Here is an 18520-nt window from a genome sequence, read left to right as displayed (position 1 = left end):
GGCCTGACGGGAAATACCGACCATGGAAACCGATCATCCGCGTTATACCCTGCGCGGCATCGATTTACACGCTTTCGCCGATATGGCGAGCTTTCTTCACTTTCTGCTGCCGGACGGCAAGCCGCGCAGCGGCACGCTGGTGGCGATCAACGCCGAAAAGATGCTGACGCTGGAAGAGGATGCCCAGCTGCGCGCGCTGATCGCCGCCGCGGAGATCAAATACCCGGACGGCATCAGCATTGTGCGTTCGCTGCGAAAAAAATACCCGCAGCTGACGGTGAACCGCATCGCCGGCGCCGATCTGTGGGAAGCGCTGATGGAACAGGCGGGCCGCAGCGGTATTCCGGTGTTTTTAATCGGCGGGCGTGAGCAGGTGCTGCAGGAAACCTGCGATAAATTACGCCGTCAGTGGAATGTCAACATCGTGGGCAGCCAGAACGGCTACTTCGCTCCAGCCGAACGCGAGGCGCTATTTGCGCGCATTGCCGCCAGCGGGGCGCAGATTGTGACCGTGGCGCAGGGATCGCCGCGCCAGGAGCTGCTGATGCGCGACTGCCGCGAACACTGGCCGCACGCGCTGTATATGGGCGTCGGCGGCACCTATGACGTCTTTACCGGCCACGTCACGCGTGCGCCGCGCATCTGGCAGCAATTAGGGCTGGAGTGGCTGTATCGCCTGATACGCCAGCCATCACGCTGGCGCCGTCAGTTAAAACTGCTGAAATATTTACGCTATCACTGGCGCGGCGATCTGTAACGCGGCAGGAATAGTGCTGTAATTCCGGCAGGTTAAGCAGGCAAATTGCGTTATTTATCGACGGAATGCACAAAGCGTAAGCAAACGCGATTTTTTTATGAAAAAGCACTGGACAGCCTGGAGTCAAATACGTAGTATGCCCATCCGCAACGGCGCTACGCGCCCGTAGCTCAGCTGGATAGAGCGCTGCCCTCCGGAGGCAGAGGTCTCAGGTTCGAATCCTGTCGGGCGCGCCATTTAGTTTGTGCGCAAGAGCTTCGGTGGTTGGTTTAACCGCGTTATGCAGTGCATTGAGTAAGCGGTTACGCTTACGCACCAGAATTATGGTGGCTATAGCTCAGTTGGTAGAGCCCTGGATTGTGATTCCAGTTGTCGTGGGTTCGAGTCCCATTAGCCACCCCAGATTTTGCTGGGACATGCGAAGGTGGCGGAATTGGTAGACGCGCTAGCTTCAGGTGTTAGTGTTCTTACGGACGTGAGGGTTCAAGTCCCTCTCTTCGCACCAGGCAAAACAAGTAAGCAGTGACAGGCAGTACAAAATCGGCGAGTAGCGCAGCTTGGTAGCGCAACTGGTTTGGGACCAGTGGGTCGGAGGTTCGAATCCTCTCTCGCCGACCATATTCGAAAAGCCCGCTTTGCAAAAAGCGGGCTTTTTTCGTTCGTAGCAAAAGAGGATGAGAACCTCCGAAGGAGGTTTGAGCCGAGCGCAGCGAGACAACGTTGCGTCAGCAACGGCCCGCAGGGCGCTTCTCGCAGAGAAGCGTAATCCTCTCTCGCCGACCATATTCGAAAAGCCCGCTTTGCAAAAAGCGGGCTTTTTTCGTTCGTAGCAAAAGAGGATGAGAACCTCCGAAGGAGGTTTGAGCCGAGCGCAGCGAGACAACGTTGCGTCAGCAACGGCCCGCAGGGCGCTTCTCGCAGAAAAGCGTAATCCTCTCTCGCCGACCATCATTCAAGAAACCTGCTTTGAAAAAAGCAGGTTTTTTTTCGTCTGTAGCAAAAGAGGATGAGAACCTCCGCAGGAGGTTTGCGCCGGGCGCAGCGAAGGAAAAGCAGTCGGGGTAGTTGTCGCTATTACGCGACATATAACCTGCTGATTCTCAACAGCATTACCTTTCCTTGCACAGCCTGTCGCTCAGCGGAGACAGCTTTAAACCGGTCTGTCGCGTTTTCGCGACATCGTAACCGCTGTTAGCAGGCAGGGATTATCTAACTGACTGATATAAAATAACTTCCCGTGATTCGTGCCATTCTGGCACGCTTTGTGCAATAATTCCTGCGTAGATGCTCATTCCACCTCTTATGTTTGCGGATGCAACATAAACCTGGGAATGATGCAGAGCCCCTTACGGTATCCGTTGTCCAGCTGGCAGTAACGTGCACGCGCTACTGCAGTAAGAAGGACATTACGTTGAGTCGGATACCATCAGTTGTCTTACCGACCTGATCTTACACCTGCTTCTGGCAGGTGTTTTTTTATCTGCCGTTCACGGATTGATGCCGCATTCACTGCACTTTCTTTCAGGCAAAAAAAAGCCGGGACTGGCCCGGCGTGCACAAAAATAACAACTGTAAAATCAGGCGCCAGGATTGTTCTTCAGCGTCAGTAACAGACCTTCGCGACGCATTTTAGCCGCGTCTTCCGGGCGATGCAGGCGATCGTAAACGTCCGCCAGCCAGGCGTAGTCAAAGCCATCCGGACGCTGTGCCAGCGCCTGCTGGAAGGCTTCTGCGGCCTGCTGCCATTCACCGTGGCGCATCAGCAGCTGGCCGAGCGTGCTGTGCAACAGCGGCGTGGCACCGTGCTGCTTAATCTGCTGACGCAGCGCTTTCTCCAGGGCCTGCGGGTCACCGCTTTTGATGCGCGGCATCAGCAGCACCAGCCGATCGTCATACTGACGCTTCAGCCCTTCCAGCACGATGCTTTGCGCGGTGTCCGGATCGTCGCACTCAATCAAATGCTCAGCCATCGCCACCTGCAGCGCGGTCTCCTGGCGGGTTTTGCGACTCTGGTTCTGCCACCATTTTTTCAGGCCTTCGCTGCCCTGATCGGCCATGGCCTGATTCATCAGACCCAGCCACGCCTGCTGCTGCAGCGCGTTACGCTGGTTCTCATCGTTAATCTGCGCCTTCTGCATGGAGGGCAGGATATCCAGCAATGCGCCCCAGGCGCCGGTGCGGATATAAGCCTGCTCGGCCAGACGCAGCACTTCCGGATGGCGCGGCGCCACTTCCAGCAGGCGATCGATACCGTGACGTGCGGCGTGATCTTCGTTACGCGCCAGCTGCAGGCGCACGCGGGTGATCTCAACCGGAATGGTATCGTTCTCGGAGAGCTCAGAGGCGCGCTCCAGATGCTGGTTAGCACGGATTTCGTCGCCGCGCTGCTGCGCTGCTTCCGCCGCCAGCAGATAGTTCGCCACCGGCTGATCGGCGTGATCGGCATTCTTCGACAGCAGCTTCTCCACCTGACGGTAATCGCCTTCCGCCAGCTTCATCAGCGCGCTCTGCGTGTGACGCTGGGCGCTGCGACGTTTACGCCCGGTGAACCAGCCGCGGGTGCGGGCGCCGGTGCGGAACAGGCGACGCAGAATCCACTCGACCAGCAGAATCACCAGCAGGCTGAGAATCAGGATGATGGCCAGACCGGTGACGCTGGTCTCAATGTTCCAGTTATCGGTCTGGATCAGCACGTAGCCCTGATGGCCGGCAACCATCGGTCCCAGCACAATGCCGGCAATCAGCAGCAGGAAAAGCACCAATACTTTCAGCATGGTTAGCCTCCCTGTTGATCAGCCGCAGCCGATGGCTGCGCCAGCAGATTGCGCACGCGCGTTTGCATCAGTTTTTCCAGCAGCGCCTGGCTCTCCAGCGTGTCCGGCACGTCCATCGAAATACTTTGCTGACTCAGCTCGTCGAGCTGGGCGAGGAAGGCTTTGGTTGCCGCATCGTTAGTGTCGTACCAGGCACGCACCCAGGTGGATACCGCATCGATGGACTGTTTGTAGATCTCATCCTGATGGCGCGGCACCGCCTGCGCGGCAATCAGCAGACGTGAACGGATGTTTTCGCGCAGATAAACATCCTGATTCGGTGCCAGCAGCGGCTGCGCGGTGTTATCGCGGCGGCGGATGGTGATGAAATCATCCATGAAGTTGTGCCAGCTCTTCACCAGATTCTGACGCCACTCGTGCAGCGAGCTGGAGAGCTCACCGCTGTCGGCATCCATTGGCGATTCATCGCTGTCGTTATCGGCCAGACGCAGATTATCCACGCCGTTCGACAACTGATTCAGCTTGAGGATGATGCCGTCGTAGTCCACCTGGCTGACCGCCGCCAGTGAACTGATGTCCTGGGTCAGCGCGCGGCGCACGTTCATGATGCTGGGATCGTTCATCTCCGCCAGGCTGGTGTCCGCGCTTTTCAGCAGCGCTGCCGCGGTGGTGACGTCCTGATCGCTCCACAGTTTGCGACCCGCCAGTTTGACGAGGTAGTCGGCCTGCGCCAGCAGCCAGGTGCGGGTATCGTTGCCGGAAATAGTGGCCACTTTTTCACGCAGCGTCTCCAGCTCTTTGGCGCTGTTATCCTGCTGGCTGCGCGCTTCCTGCAGCGCGGTATTGGCGTCCGCCAGCTGCTGCGAGAGCTGTTGTTTATCGCTGCCCAGTTGCTGCTGCAGGGCGCTCAGCTGCTCGCTCAGGTTCTGGTTAGTCTGAGCCTGTAAGTCGGCCTGGTGTTTCCCATTCAGGTAAAGTCCCGCGCCAATCGCCAGTGCAATGACAATTGCCACCGCGCTCAGCACCTTGCCGTCGCTCTTTTTCGCGCGAGGCGGCTGGCTGGCTGGCGTCGGGGAAGTGTCCGCAGGGGTGGTTTCTTCAACCATGGCGGAGGAGTCTTTTTGTTCCGTCATTGTGGCTCATCCCAATGTTAAGTTCAGCGTAACGCACGCAGCAGCGCGTCGTTATCCGCACCATCGGCTACCTCAATCTCCTGCCAGCCTAATTCGGCGGCCTGGGTAGCCAAACGTTCACTGACGACCAGCAGTCGACAGTGCAGCAGCCATTCCCGCCGATCGATTGGCGGAAACAGCGCAAACAGTTGTTGTAACATTTCACCGCTGGTCACCACCAGCGTGGTAATACCGCGATCGCGCCAGCGACGGCCTTCAATCGCGCCGTCGTACTGCTTTTCACAGCGCTGATAGCACTCACAGTATTGCACGTCCGCGCCGCGGGCGATCAGCGTCTCCGCCAGCAGTTCACGGCCCGGACTGCCGCGCAGAATCAGCGCACGCTTGCCGCTGACCTGCTGCAGGCGATTCAGCCGCACCAGCTCTTCGCTGGTTTCCCGCGCATGCGGATAGTCAACTTTCAGATTACTGACGGTGTGCAGCGCCAGCGCGGTGCTGCGACCAATGGCATAATAGTCGAGAAATGCCGGCCACGCGCTGCGCTGCTGCTGTAAAGCGGGCTGGGCAAAGTGCACCACCTGCTGCGACAGCAGAAATACCAGGTCACCGGGCTGCAGGGCGGCCAGCTTCAGCGGCAGTTGGGGGAGATCGCGACCCGGCGTGAATTCAATCAGCGGAAACGACCACGCCAGTTTGCCCTGGCTGCGCAGGCGCGCAACCAGTTCGCTGGCGGCGGGTTCCGGACGGGTCACGAGGATAGTCATGCGGGCGGCTGTCCCTGATAAACTTCACGCAGAATGTCACGCGCGCCGCCGTCCAGCAGCTCTTCGGCCAGTGAAATCCCCATCTGTTCGGCGTGTTCACGCGGGCCGCGGCGTTCGCCCACCACCATCTGGCTGCCATCCGGCGCACCGACCAGGCCGCGCAGCCACAGCTGATCGTCTTCCAGCACGGCAAAACTGCCGATCGGCACCTGACAGCCGCCTTCGAGACGGGTATTCATGGCTCGCTCAGCGCGCACGCAGACGGCTGTGTCGCTGTGGTTCAGCGCCTGCAGCAGCGTAATTAACGGCTGATCGTCAAGACGGCACTCAATGCCGACCGCGCCCTGGCCCACCGCCGGCAGGGAAAACTCCGCCGGCAGCGCCTGGCGAATGCGATCTTCCAGTCCAAGGCGTTTCAGCCCGGCGGCAGCAAGAATGATGGCGTCATACTCGCCAGCGTCCAGTTTGCTGAGACGCGTACCGACGTTACCGCGCAGCGAGCGAATCACCAGGTCCGGGCGCCGTGCGCTAATCTGGCACTGGCGACGCAGGCTGGACGTGCCGACCACCGCGCCCTGCGGCAGCGCGTCGATCGAGGAATAATGATTCGAGACGAACGCGTCGCGCGGATCTTCGCGCTCGCAGATGGTCACCAGTCCCAGACCGTCGGGAAAATCGACCGGCACATCTTTCATGGAGTGCACCGCCATATCGGCACGGTTTTCCAGCATCGCCAGCTCAAGCTCTTTGACAAACAGTCCCTTGCCACCCACTTTCGCCAGCGGCGTATCAAGGATGACATCACCTTTGGTGACCATCGGCACCAGCTCAACCTGCAAGCCGGGATGCGCAGCCATCAGGCGCTGTTGGACATATTGTGCCTGCCACAAGGCAAGCGGGCTTTGCCTGGTAGCAATTCTGAAAATTTTGTTTAACATACTGTTAACCATTTTGATCGTTCATCGATTATCCTATCATTGATAGGGGAATGCTGTCAGTTTCAACGGATTGACCAGGCTGCAATCTCAGACCGGAGCCCGCTTTTTATGGCGTCAGATTCTGAGGCTGGAGTCCGAAAATGCAGGGCTACGTTTGGAACGTGCTAAACTGTCAGGTAGCGCAACTTTCTTTACGGTCAATCTTCCAGGTGTTAGATTGATCACGTTTCCAGCAATAATTTGCCCGACATCTTTATTATTAAGCGGCAGATTTTGGAAACAGGGTGCTTAACACTGGGACAATCAGGCGAAACGTCTTGTACCTCTACATTGAGACACTGAAACAGAGACTGGATGCGATTAACCAGCTGCGTGTAGATCGCGCACTGGCTGCCATGGGACCTGCTTTCCAGCACGTCTACAGTCTGCTGCCAACATTACTGCATTATCATCATCCGCTGATGCCGGGTTACCTTGAAGGTAGCGTTCCCCATGGCGTCAGCTTCTTTGCGCCTGATGAAAACCAACAGCAGCTGTTGCAACAGTTAGCGGGCGACCATCCGCTCGACCTCAGCAGCGCGGTGAAGGGCGAACTGCCTATCACCGGCATCTACTCAATGGGCAGCACCTCGTCCGTCGGCCAGAACAGCGTCTCCGATCTCGACATCTGGGTATGCCATCAGTCATGGCTGGATAACGAAGAGCGTCTCAATCTGCAGCGCAAGTGTACGCTCCTGCAAAAATGGTGTGTGTCGCTGGGTGTGGAAGTCAGCTTCTTCCTGATCGACGAAAACCGCTTCCGCCACAATGAGAGCGGCAGCCTCGGCGGTGAGGACTGCGGTTCTACCCAACATATTTTACTGCTGGATGAGTTCTACCGTACCGCCGTGCGCATGGCGGGCAAACGCATTCTGTGGAACATGGTGCCTGGCGAAGAAGAACATCACTACGACGATTACGTGATGTCGCTCTATTCACAGGGCGTGCTGACGCCGAATGAGTGGCTGGATCTCGGCGGTCTCGGCACGCTGTCGGCGGAAGAGTATTTCGGTGCCAGCCTGTGGCAGCTGTATAAAAGTATCGATTCGCCGTACAAAGCGGTGCTGAAAACCCTGCTGCTGGAAGCTTACAGCTGGGAATACCCGAACACGCAGCTGCTGGCGATGGATATCAAACAGCGGCTGCACGACGGCGAAATTGTCTGCTTCGGTCTCGATCCCTACTGCATGATGCTGGAGCGCGTGACGCGCTATCTGACCAGCGTCGATGACACCGCGCGCCTCGACCTGGTGCGCCGCTGTTTTTACCTCAAAGTGTGCGAAAAACTCTCCAGCGAGGAGCAGCATCCGCGCGCGGGCTGGCGGCGTGAAATTCTGTCGCAGCTGGTGAAAGAGTGGGGCTGGGACGATGAGAAGCTGGCGGTGCTGGATAATCGCGCGCAGTGGAAAATCGAACGGGTGCGCGAGGCGCACAACGAGCTGCTGGATGCGATGATGCAGAGCTATCGCAACCTGATCCGTTTTGCCCGTCGCAACAATTTAAGCGTCAGCGCCAGCCCGCAGGACATCGGCGTGCTGACGCGTAAATTGTACGCCGCGTTTGAAGCGCTGCCGGGCAAAGTCACGCTGGTGAACCCGCAAATCTCGCCCGATCTGTCGGAAGAGAATCTGACCTTTATTCATGTGCCGGCCGGGCGCGCCAACCGTGCCGGCTGGTATCTGTATAACCAGTCGCCAGACATGAGCTCAATCATCAGCCATCAGCCGCTGGAATATAACCGCTATCTCAACAAGTTAGTGGCATGGGCGTGGTTCAACGGACTGCTGACGCGCAAAACCCGTCTGCACATTAAGGGCAACGAGTTCTGCGATCTGCCGCGCCTGCAGGAGCTGGTCAACGATGTCTCCAGCCACTTCCCGCTGCGCCTGCCGGCACCGACGCCGAAAGCGCTCTACAGCCCGTGCGAAATCCGGCATCTGGCGATCATCGTTAACCTCGAACACGATCCGACCTCGGCGTTCCGCAATCAGGTAGTGCACTTCGACTTCCGTAAGCTGGATGTGTTTAGCTTTGGTCAGCAGCAGCAGTGCCTGATCGGTAGCATCGATCTGCTGTACCGCAACTCGTGGAACGAAGTGCGTACGCTGCACTTCAGCGGCGAGCAGGCGATGATTGAAGCGCTGAAAACCATTCTGGGCAAAATGCATCAGGACGCCGCACCGCCGGACACTGTAGAAGTATTCTGCTACAGCCAGCATCTGCGCGGTCTGATTCGTACCCGCGTGCAGCAGCTGGTGTCGGAATGCATTGAGCTGCGCCTGTCGAGCACGCGTCAGGAGCCGGGCCGCTTTAAAGCGCTGCGCATGGCCGGTCAGACCTGGGGGCTGTTTTTCGAGCGCATGAGCGTCTCGGTGCAGAAGCTGGAAAACGCAGTCGAATTTTACGGCGCGATTTCCAACAACAAGCTGCACGGTTTGTCGATCAAAGTTGAATCGAACCAGACGCCGCTGCCACCGGTGGTCAACGGCTACGCCAGCGAAGGCATCATTCAGTTCTTCTTTGAAGACACCAGTGACGATCGCGGCTTCAACATCTATATCCTCGATGAAAGCAACCGGGTTGAGGTGTATCACCATTGCGAAGGCAGCAAAGAGGAGCTGGTACGTGACGTCAGCCGCTTCTATTCGTCGTCGCACGATCGCTTTACCTACGGCTCGAGCTTTATCAATTTCAACCTGCCGCAGTTCTATCAGATTGTGCACGCCGGCGATCGCTTCCAGGTGATTCCGTTCCGCAGCCAGACGCTGACGCAGCTGTGCGCCACCCAGCCGGACAACGACAACGGCGACTTCCAGCCGCGCTACCAGATGCACTAAAGCCGCTGCGCTGCACGCAGTGGCCTGCCCCCGTTTCTGAACCTTCTGCCGGATATTTCCTGTTGCTTTTACAACGTCAACTGCGATGATAAGCAGCTGGGATTTGGATAAAAAGAGCAGACAGAATGATACGAGTGATGAGCCAGCTGGGTATGGCGCTGGCACTGGTCAGCCTGGTAGGCTGTGGCCTGAAAGGACCGCTGTATTTCCCGCCCAACGATCGGCCGCAACAGAAAAATCAGCCGGTGACTGAGCAGCAGCAGAAAGCAGCACAGGATGCGGATACCAGCGGCCTGGTCACCAGCAAACCGGCTGGCGTGCAGGCGAATTAAACCCGATGAGTCATCCGGCGGAGCAGAAAATGCAGTTCTCGAAAATGCACGGTCTCGGTAACGACTTTATGGTCGTCGATGCCGTGACGCAAAACGTCTTTTTTTCGCCGGAACTGATTCGCCGCCTGGCGGATCGGCATCTGGGGATCGGCTTCGATCAGTTGCTGATCGTCGAGCCACCTTACGATCCGGATCTCGATTTCCACTACCGCATCTTCAACGCTGACGGCAGCGAAGTGGCGCAGTGCGGCAACGGCGCGCGCTGTTTTGCCCGCTTTGTTCGTCTCAAAGGCCTGACCAATAAAAGCGACATTCGCGTCAGCACCCAGACCGGCCGCATGGTACTGAGCGTCACCAGCGATGAGCTGGTACGCGTTAACATGGGCGAGCCCAACTTTGACCCGCAGCAGGTGCCGCTGCGCGCTAACAAGGCGGAAAACCTCTATCTGCAGCGCGTGGCCGAGCAGACCGTGATGTTTGGCGCGGTATCAATGGGCAATCCACACTGCGTGATTCAGGTTGAAAGCGTGAAAACCGCCGCGGTGGAGACGCTCGGTCCGGCACTGGAGAGCCATGAGCGCTTTCCCGAGCGCGTGAACGTCGGCTTTATGGAAGTGGTCAATCCGGAACACATCCGTCTGCGCGTGTATGAACGCGGCGCGGGCGAAACCCAGGCGTGCGGCAGCGGCGCCTGCGCCGCAGTGGCCTGCGGCATTCAGCAGGGCATTCTGGCGGAGAAAGTGCGCGTCGATCTGCCCGGCGGCACGCTGCATATCGCCTGGAAAGGGGCCGGTCAGCCGCTGTTTATGACCGGGCCAGCCACACACGTCTATGATGGGTTTATTCATCTATGAAAAATATCGAAGAGCAGACCGACAGCGCGGTTTTGCTGGACGATCAGGCGGTGAGCGCCTGGCTGCGTCACAACCCCGATTTCTTTATTCGCAATGCGCGCCAGGTTGAGCAAATGATGGTGCCGCATCCGGTGCGCGGCAGCGTATCGCTGGTGGAGTGGCATATGGCGCGTCAGCGCAACCACATCCAGCAGCTGGAAGAGGAGATCACGCTGCTGATGGAGCAGGCAACCGCCAATCATCAGCTGTTCGATCGCCTGCTGGCGTTGCAGAGCCATCTCGCGGCGGCCGATAGCCTGCAGGAGATGCTGACGCGCCTGCATCGCTGGGCGCGCGAGCTTGGCCTGGCGGGCGCCAATGTGCGGCTGTTCAGCGACCGCTGGCGCATCGGCGCACCCTCCGATTTCACCCAGCTTGGTCTGTCACGCCAGGCGTTTGAGCCGCTGCGCATCCAGCGCTTTGGTCAGCAGCATCACTACCTTGGCAGCCTGAACGGACCGGAGCTGCTGCTGCTGCTGCCGCAGGCAAAAGCCGTCGGGTCGGTGGCGATGTCGCTGATGGGCGAGCAGGGCGATCTCGGCGTACTGATCTTCAGCAGCCGCGACAACCAGCACTATCAGGCAGGCATGGGCACGCTGCTGCTGCAGCACCTGGCACAAATGCTGCCCGACCTGCTGTCTCGCTGGGTGGAGCGCGCATGAGCAGCGCCAGCCCGCTGTTGCCGGCCGTTGAGGGCTTTCTGCGCTATCTGAAAGTCGAACGCCAGCTCAGCCCGCTGACGCAAAAGAATTACCAGCGCCAGCTGCAGGCGCTTATCGCCATGGCGGATGACATGCACATTACCGCGTGGTCGCAGCTGGAACCGGCACAGGTGCGCAGTCTGGCGGCGCGCAGCCGGCGCGGCGGTCTCGGTGCCAGTAGCCTGGCCCTGCGCATGTCGGCGCTGCGCAGCTTTCTCGACTGGCAGGTCAGCCAGGGCATGCTGAGCGCCAATCCGGCGAAAGGCATCGCCACGCCGCGCAACGCACGGCATCTGCCAAAAAATATGGATGTCGACGAAGTCAGCCAGCTGCTGGAGATCGACCTCGACGATCCGCTGGCGGTGCGCGACCGCGCCATGCTGGAAACCATGTACGGCGGTGGTTTACGTCTCGCTGAGCTGGTGGGCATCGACTGTCGTCATCTGGACCTGGAGAGCGGTGAGGTCTGGGTGCGCGGTAAAGGCAGCAAAGAGCGCCGCGTGCCGATTGGCGGCACCGCCGTCACCTGGCTGCAGCACTGGCTGCCGTTACGCAACAGCTTCGCGCCGCAGGATGATGCGGTTTTTGTGTCGACGCGCGGCAGCCGTATTTCGGCGCGCAATGTGCAGAAACGCTTCGCCGAATGGGGCATTAAGCAGGGCGTCGCCAGCCATATCCACCCGCATAAGCTGCGCCACTCGTTTGCTACCCATCTGCTGGAATCGAGCGGCGATCTGCGCGCGGTGCAGGAGTTGCTCGGCCACGCCAACCTCTCGACCACGCAAATCTATACCCACCTGGATTTCCAGCATCTGGCGTCGGTATACGATGCGGCACACCCGCGTGCCAAACGAGGAAAGTCTGAATGAAGTTTTATCGCCCGCTGGGCCCGATCAAAGCCATCACCTTCGATCTTGACGATACGCTGTATGACAACTATCCGGTGATCCGCAAAACCACGGCGGAATCGCACGCTGCGCTTCAGGCGTATCACCCGGCGCTGCGCGAGTTTACGCCGGAAGATTATCAGGCGCTGCGCGATGAACTGCTGCTGCGTGAGCCGGAAATTTATCACGATGTCTCTGAGTGGCGTCGCCGCTCGGTAGAGCTGGCGCTGCTCAACGCCGGACTGCCGGCCGCGCAAGCCAGCGCAGGTGCCCGCGACGTGATGAGCGTGTTTCACCAGTGGCGCAGTGCGGTGGAGATGCCAGAAGAGACGCATCAGACGCTGGCCTGGCTCGGCGAGCGCGTGCCGCTGGTGGCGATCACCAATGGCAACGCCGACCCGCAAAAGCTCGGTATTGATCACTACTTCCAGTTCGCGCTGCGCGCCGGTCCGCACGGGCGCGCCAAGCCGTGGCAGGATATGTACCATCTGACCGCCGAACGGTTGGGCATTGCGCCGCAGCATATTCTGCATGTCGGCGATGACCTGACCACTGACGTCGCCGGTGCGCTGCGCGCCGGTCTGCAGGCGTGCTGGATCAACCTGCGTGACGGCAATCTGATGAAGATTGATGACGCGCGCCTGCTGCCACACGTGGAAATTCATCAGTTGGCATCGCTGACCTCGCTGCTATAATGGCTGTAAATTTATCCAGTCGTATTCTGTATTCTGCAACGCGCGGCCGTGCAGGCTGTGTGTCACCAGCCTGATCGCTTAGCTGATTACGCCCTCGCAGATGTCTGCCCTTGCCGCCTGGCGGCAACGCGAACGGTGCAGGATACGCATCCTACTTGCTTAAAACGGTGCTTATGGACGTTTCCGATCTGCTTAACGGCTTGAATGACAAACAGCGCGAAGCGGTCGCCGCGCCGCGCAGCAATCTGCTGGTGCTGGCCGGAGCAGGCAGCGGTAAAACCCGCGTGCTGGTGCATCGCATCGCCTGGCTGTTGTCGGTAGAGAACTGCTCGCCTTACTCAATCATGGCGGTGACCTTCACCAACAAGGCGGCGGCGGAGATGCGCCACCGTATCGACCAGCTGATCGGTACCAGCCAGGGCGGCATGTGGATTGGTACTTTCCACGGCCTGGCGCACCGTTTACTGCGCGCGCACCACCTGGATGCCGGGCTGCCGCAGGATTTTCAGATCCTCGACAGCGAAGATCAGCTGCGTCTGCTCAAGCGCCTGATCAAAGCCATGAACCTCGACGAGAAACAGTGGCCGGCGCGTCAGGGCATGTGGTACATCAACGGCAAAAAGGACGAAGGGCTGCGGCCTAAGCACATCGAAAGCTACGGCAATCCGGTGGAGCAGACGTGGCTACGTATCTATCAGGCGTACCAGGAAGCCTGCGATCGCGCCGGGCTGGTCGACTTCGCCGAACTGCTGCTGCGGGCGCATGAGCTGTGGCTCAACAAGCCGCAGATTCTCAATCACTACCGCGAGCGCTTCAGCAATATTCTGGTGGACGAATTCCAGGACACCAACAACATTCAGTACGCGTGGATTCGCATGCTGGCTGGCGACAGCGGCCGGGTCATCATCGTTGGCGATGACGATCAGTCCATTTACGGCTGGCGCGGCGCGCAGGTGGAGAACATCCAGCGTTTCCTGCAGGATTTCCCAGGCGCGGAAACCATCCGTCTTGAGCAGAACTATCGCTCCACCAATAACATTCTGAAAGCAGCCAACGCCCTGATTGCCAACAACAATGGCCGTCTTGGGAAAGAGCTGTGGACCGATGGCAGCGACGGCGAAAAGATTTCGCTGTATTGCGCGTTCAACGAACTGGATGAAGCGCGCTTTGTCGTTAATCGCATCAAAACCTGGCATGAAAACGGCAACGCGCTGCAGGATTGCGCCATTCTCTACCGCAGCAACGCCCAGTCGCGCGTACTGGAAGAGGCGCTGCTGCAGGGCAGCATGCCGTACCGCATTTACGGCGGCATGCGCTTCTTCGAGCGCCAGGAGATCAAAGATGCGCTGGCCTATCTGCGGCTGCTGGCCAACCGCAATGACGATGCGGCATTCGAGCGCGTGGTCAACACGCCGGTGCGTGGCGTTGGCGATCGCACGCTCGACGTGGTGCGCCAGACCGCACGTGAGCAGCAGCTGACGCTGTGGCAGGCCACGCGCGCACTGCTGCAATCCAAAGCGCTGGCCGGCCGTGCCGCCTCGGCGCTGCAGCGCTTCTGCGAGCTGGTGGATGCGCTGGCAACGGAAACCGCTGAGCTGCCACTGCACGTACAGACCGATCGGGTGATTAAAGACTCCGGCCTGTGGCTGATGTACGAGCAGGAAAAGGGCGAAAAAGGCCAGGCGCGTATCGAAAACTTAGAGGAACTTGTTACCGCCACGCGCCAGTTCAGCTATCAGGACGAAGACGAAGATCTGATGCCGCTGCAGGCGTTTCTGTCGCACGCGGCGCTGGAAGCTGGCGAAGGCCAGGCGGACAAGTGGCAGGATGCGGTGCAGCTGATGACGCTGCACTCGGCGAAAGGGCTGGAGTTCAGCCAGGTGTTTATCGTCGGCATGGAAGAGGGCATGTTCCCGAGCCAGATGTCGCTGGACGAAGGCGGCCGGCTGGAGGAGGAGCGTCGCCTGGCGTATGTCGGCGTGACGCGCGCGATGGAGAAGCTGACGCTCACCTACGCCGAAACCCGTCGCCTTTATGGTAAGGAAGTGTATCACCGGCCATCGCGTTTCATTGGTGAACTGCCGGAAGAGTGCGTGGAAGAGGTGCGGCTGCGCGCCAGCGTGAGCCGGCCGGTGAGCCATCAGCGCATGGGCACACCGGTGGCGAAGAGCGACAGCGGCTTCGCGCTCGGGCAGCGCGTGCGCCACGCTAAGTTCGGCGAAGGCACCATTATCAATCTGGAAGGCAGCGGCGAGCACAGCCGTCTGCAGGTGGCCTTCCAGGGCCAGGGCATCAAGTGGCTGGTGGCGGCTTACGCCCGGCTGGAAACCGTGTAGCGCGGTTGCGCTACCTTGACGACTTTTTCGTCTCAGCGTAACATGCGCGCACTATTATCATGAGAGGACAATGCCTTGGACGCGCCCAGTCGATGCTGGCTCTATACCCTGGTTAACAGGGACAATTTCTAAGGCTACCTCTTTAACGCGGGTAGCCTTAGCGGTTATCAGCGACCTCCCTTTTTGATCCCGTCGCACGAGTCAGCACTGATTTACCCTTGAAGCGAAAGTTTCCGCGTTCAGGCTTTGCCGTGCCCGTGGTGCCAGCAGCACTGCGGTTCACCGCCTTGTCCCATGTCGTCTGCAATGGGGAGTATTGCTATGCTGAGCGCATTTAAACTGGAGCGCGATCGCCTGACGCGCATCGAGCTGGAAGACAACAACGACAAACTCAACACCTCGGTGTGGGTCGATCTGATCGAGCCGGACGACAGCGAGCGTGAGCGCGTGCAGTCAGAACTGGGGCAGAGCCTGGCAACGCGCCCCGAGCTGGAGGACATTGAGGCCTCGGCGCGTTTCTTCGAAGACGAAGACGGCCTGCACATCCACTCCTTTTTCTTTTTTGAAGATGCTGAAGATCACGCCGGCAACTCCACCGTGGCGTTTACCATCCGCGAAGATCGCCTGTACACGCTGCGCGAGCGTGAGCTGCCGGCGTTCCGCCTGTACCGCATGCGCGCGCGCAATCAGCAACTGACCGACGGCAACGCCTACGAGCTGCTGCTCGATCTGTTCGAAACCAAAATCGAGCAGCTGGCGGATGAGATCGAGAACATCTATAGCGCGCTGGAAAAACTCAGCCGCGTGATCATGGAAGGGCAGCAGGGCGAAGAGTACGACGACGCGCTGTCGCGCCTGGCGGAGCTGGAGGATATCGGCTGGAAAGTACGCCTGTGTCTGATGGATACCCAGCGTGCGCTGAACTTCCTGGTGCGTAAAGCGCGGCTGCCGGGCAATCAGCTGGAGCAGGCGCGCGAGATCCTGCGCGACATCGAATCGCTGCTGCCGCACAACGAATCACTGTTCCAGAAGGTTAACTTCCTGATGCAGGCGGCGATGGGCTTTATTAACATCGAGCAGAACCGCATCATCAAAATCTTCTCGGTGGTGTCCGTGGTGTTCCTGCCGCCGACGCTGGTGGCCTCCAGCTACGGTATGAACTTTGAGTTTATGCCGGAGCTGAAGTGGAGCTTTGGTTATCCCGGCGCGATTGGCCTGATGATTCTCGCCGGGCTGGCGCCGTATCTCTATTTCAAACGGAAGAACTGGCTGTAATCGCACAGCATTGCATCATCGCACAGAACCGTAGCGGCGCGATTCATCGCGCTTTGTCTAACGGATGCTCAGCATATTGCGTCGTGGCATTCGCGTTATTAATACGCAAACCTGAGCGCAATAAATTGCGCCGCTACAACAGCGTGCGGTCTTTTGCTGGCGCCTTACCCCTGACGCGCCAGCGCTAATCTGCTAACCTGTTGCCTCAATTCACTTTCTGATTTCCACCCTATGGCGCGTTTCTCTTTGCGGCAGCAGTGGGCGCTGCTGCTGACGGCTTCGCTGGTGCTGGGCTGCCTGCTGCAGCTATTGCACCTGCCGGCTGCACTGCTGCTCGGTCCGATGATGGTTGGCACCCTCATGGGTCTGAGCGGCGCAACCGTGCGCATCGACAAACGGCTGTTCGTGCTGGCGCAGGCGGTGCTGGGCTGCATGATCGGCCAGAGCCTGTCACCGGCGATCCTCGCGCCGTTACTCGATGACTGGCCGGTGGTGCTGGCGGTGCTGCTGCTGACGCTGGCGGCCAGCGGGCTGTCCGGTTTTCTGCTGGTGCGCTTTAGCTCGCTGCCGGGACCAACCGGCGCGTGGGGATCGTCGCCGGGCGGCGCGTCCGCAATGGTGGCAATGGCGGGCGATTTCGGTGCCGACGTGCGGCTGGTGGCGTTTATGCAATATCTGCGCGTACTGTTTGTCGCCACCGCGGCGGCCGTGGTGGCCCGCATCGGCCTCGGCAACAGCGGTGCCGCCGCCCACATTGTCTGGCTGCCGCCGCTGCACAGTGGCTTCGCGCTGACGCTGCTGGTGATGGTGGTGGGCGCGTGGCTGGGGCAGAAACTGCGTATTCCGTCCGGCGCGCTGCTGCTGCCGGCGCTGATGGGTGCCACGCTGCACGGAACAGGTGTCGCGACGCTGCAGGTGCCGGAGTGGCTGCTGGCACTGGCCTATGCGCTGATCGGCTGGAGCGTTGGCCTGCGCTTTACCCGGCCGATCTTTTTGCTGGCGCTGCGCACGCTACCGCAAATGATCGCCTCGATTATCGGCTTGATGCTGTTGTGCGGGGGGCTGGCGTGGATGCTGACGCGCGTGCTGCACGTCGATCTGATGACCGCTTATCTGGCAACCAGCCCGGGCGGGCTGGATACGGTGGCGATTATTGCTGCTGGCAGCCGGGTCGATATTGCGTTTGTTATGGCGCTGCAGACGCTGCGTCTGTTTACCATTCTGCTTACCGGCCCGGCGATGGCCCGTTTTATCTCACGCTATGCGCACGCGCGTGCGGGCTGAAAACAGCAGCGCGTCCAGAATGAAGATCGCCAGCGCCAGCCAGATGAAGCCGAAGGTCACCATTTTATCCGGCGTCAGGCTCTCACCGTAAAACAGCACCGCCAGCAGGAACATCAGCGTCGGCCCCAGATACTGAAAGAAACCGACCGTCGACAGGCGCAGGCGCGCGCAGGCGGCGGCAAACAGCATCAGCGGAATGGTGGTAATGATGCCGGCGGCGATCAGCTTGAGGTTCAGGCTGAGCGGATTAGCGCTGAGGTGGCTGGTGGCGCTGTCAGCAAAGCCAAACAGATAGATGGCCGCCAGCGGGAACAGCCACGCGGTTTCAATCAGCATACCGCTCTGTGCATCAACCTGAATCTTCTTGCGCACCAGCCCGTACAGCGCGAAGCTCAGCGCCAGGCCGAGGCCGATGATCGGCAGCGAACCGAACTGCCACAACTGCACCAGCACGCCGGTGGCCGCCAGCAGCACCGCCAGCCACTGCAGACGGCGGAAGCGCTCACGCAGAAACAGCATGCCAAACACCACGTTAATCAGTGGGTTGATAAAGTAGCCGAGGCTGGCCTCCAGCATATGCTGATTATTCACCGCCCAGATAAACAGCAGCCAGTTGCCGCCGATAGTCAGTGCGGTCAGCGCCAGCAGCAGCACTTTTTTCGGCTGCGCCAGCACGCTGCGTACCTGACGCCAGCTGCGGCTCAGGGTAATCAGCCCCAGCATAAACAGGGCCGACCAAATCACACGGTGGGTCATAATTTCCGTCGGTGGCACTTCTTTGACCAGCTTGAAATAGGCCGGTGCGATGCCCCAGATAAAGTAAGCGCCCAGCGCATAAAAAATGCCCTGACGCGTTTGTTGCGTATCCATCATCT

15 protein-coding genes, 4 tRNA genes and 2 other RNA genes are annotated in these 18520 nt (G+C 59.4%); 16 read left to right on the top strand and 5 right to left on the bottom strand.

The genetic code is table 11. The features are described from left to right. Positions 1–22: 22 nt before the first annotated feature. The 7 genes from wecG (at position 23) to E7738_RS13075 (ending at position 1705) form a co-directional block, all read left to right on the top strand. The gene (wecG, locus tag E7738_RS13105) at positions 23–757 is read left to right on the top strand and encodes a lipopolysaccharide N-acetylmannosaminouronosyltransferase (protein WP_021506979.1); all 735 of its coding nucleotides are present in this window, start codon (positions 23–25) and stop codon (positions 755–757) included. 159 nt (positions 758–916) lie between these two features. Beyond that, positions 917–993, top strand: a tRNA-Arg gene (locus E7738_RS13100). A gap of 90 nt (positions 994–1083) precedes the next feature. Beyond that, positions 1084–1159 (top strand) — tRNA-His (locus E7738_RS13095). Between the two features lie 16 nt (positions 1160–1175). Further along, positions 1176–1262: transfer RNA gene (locus tag E7738_RS13090), tRNA-Leu, on the top strand. Between the two features lie 36 nt (positions 1263–1298). Next, a tRNA-Pro gene (locus E7738_RS13085) sits at positions 1299–1375 on the top strand. 35 nt (positions 1376–1410) lie between these two features. Then, positions 1411–1540: non-coding RNA, RtT sRNA (locus tag E7738_RS13080), on the top strand. Between the two features lie 35 nt (positions 1541–1575). Further along, positions 1576–1705, top strand: a non-coding RNA gene (locus tag E7738_RS13075) — RtT sRNA. Positions 1706–2334: 629 nt separating this feature from the next. On the opposite strand, the gene hemY is transcribed toward E7738_RS13075, so the two are convergent. Genes hemY through hemC form a run of 4 tightly spaced genes read right to left on the bottom strand, consistent with a single transcriptional unit; the run spans position 2335 to position 6366 of the window. Beyond that, on the bottom strand, positions 2335–3531 hold the full coding sequence (hemY, locus tag E7738_RS13070; protein ID WP_058775512.1) for a protoheme IX biogenesis protein HemY: 1197 nt from the start codon (positions 3529–3531) through the stop codon (positions 2335–2337). A gap of 2 nt (positions 3532–3533) precedes the next feature. Continuing rightward, positions 3534–4664 (bottom strand): uroporphyrinogen-III C-methyltransferase, encoded by a 1131-nt coding sequence (gene hemX / locus E7738_RS13065; protein WP_058758109.1) that lies wholly within the window; start codon positions 4662–4664, stop codon positions 3534–3536. A 23-nt stretch (positions 4665–4687) separates the two neighbouring features. Further along, complete coding sequence (gene hemD / locus E7738_RS13060; protein ID WP_058758110.1) at positions 4688–5428, bottom strand: uroporphyrinogen-III synthase; 741 nt, start codon at positions 5426–5428, stop codon at positions 4688–4690. Continuing rightward, positions 5425–6366: a hydroxymethylbilane synthase gene (gene hemC, locus E7738_RS13055; protein ID WP_059012020.1), complete on the bottom strand. Its 942-nt coding sequence runs from the start codon at positions 6364–6366 to the stop codon at positions 5425–5427. Before hemC ends, hemD begins: the two co-directional genes overlap by 4 nt. 317 nt (positions 6367–6683) lie before the next feature. Between hemC and E7738_RS13050 the strand changes: the two genes are divergently transcribed. From E7738_RS13050 to E7738_RS13010, 9 genes are all read left to right on the top strand, one after another. After that, entirely contained in the window at positions 6684–9242 is a 2559-nt protein-coding gene (locus E7738_RS13050; protein ID WP_021506974.1) for a class I adenylate cyclase, read from the top strand. A 125-nt stretch (positions 9243–9367) separates the two neighbouring features. Continuing rightward, complete coding sequence (locus tag E7738_RS13045) at positions 9368–9574, top strand: LPS translocon maturation chaperone LptM (RefSeq protein WP_022548017.1); 207 nt, start codon at positions 9368–9370, stop codon at positions 9572–9574. A gap of 29 nt (positions 9575–9603) precedes the next feature. Next, the gene (gene dapF / locus E7738_RS13040; RefSeq protein ID WP_031279612.1) at positions 9604–10428 is read left to right on the top strand and encodes a diaminopimelate epimerase; all 825 of its coding nucleotides are present in this window, start codon (positions 9604–9606) and stop codon (positions 10426–10428) included. Further along, positions 10425–11129, top strand: coding sequence for a DUF484 domain-containing protein (locus E7738_RS13035; RefSeq protein WP_021506972.1), 705 nt, complete (start codon positions 10425–10427; stop codon positions 11127–11129). Before dapF ends, E7738_RS13035 begins: the two co-directional genes overlap by 4 nt. Further along, positions 11126–12037, top strand: a complete 912-nt coding sequence (xerC, locus tag E7738_RS13030; RefSeq protein WP_021506971.1) for a tyrosine recombinase XerC — start codon at positions 11126–11128, stop codon at positions 12035–12037. Before E7738_RS13035 ends, xerC begins: the two co-directional genes overlap by 4 nt. Further along, the gene (gene yigB, locus E7738_RS13025; protein ID WP_211727046.1) at positions 12034–12750 is read left to right on the top strand and encodes a 5-amino-6-(5-phospho-D-ribitylamino)uracil phosphatase YigB; all 717 of its coding nucleotides are present in this window, start codon (positions 12034–12036) and stop codon (positions 12748–12750) included. The genes xerC and yigB overlap by 4 nt, the downstream gene beginning before the upstream one ends. A gap of 173 nt (positions 12751–12923) precedes the next feature. Further along, a complete protein-coding gene (uvrD, locus tag E7738_RS13020) occupies positions 12924–15086 on the top strand; it encodes a DNA helicase II (RefSeq protein WP_021506969.1) in 2163 nt (720 codons plus the stop codon). Between the two features lie 321 nt (positions 15087–15407). After that, positions 15408–16361, top strand: a complete 954-nt coding sequence (gene corA, locus E7738_RS13015; RefSeq protein ID WP_010617090.1) for a magnesium/cobalt transporter CorA — start codon at positions 15408–15410, stop codon at positions 16359–16361. A 231-nt stretch (positions 16362–16592) separates the two neighbouring features. Continuing rightward, positions 16593–17645 carry an AbrB family transcriptional regulator gene (locus E7738_RS13010; protein WP_394515692.1) on the top strand — a complete coding sequence of 351 codons (1053 nt, stop codon included), beginning with the start codon at positions 16593–16595 and terminating at the stop codon, positions 17643–17645. Here the strand turns inward: E7738_RS13010 and rarD are convergent. Beyond that, the gene (gene rarD / locus E7738_RS13005) at positions 17616–18515 is read right to left on the bottom strand and encodes an EamA family transporter RarD (RefSeq protein ID WP_058771068.1); all 900 of its coding nucleotides are present in this window, start codon (positions 18513–18515) and stop codon (positions 17616–17618) included. The genes E7738_RS13010 and rarD overlap by 30 nt on opposite strands. Between the last annotated feature and the right edge of the window lie 5 nt (positions 18516–18520).

It is taken from the genome of Pantoea sp. SGAir0430 (assembly GCF_043549295.1).
This window is presented reverse-complemented; position numbering and strand designations above follow the sequence as displayed.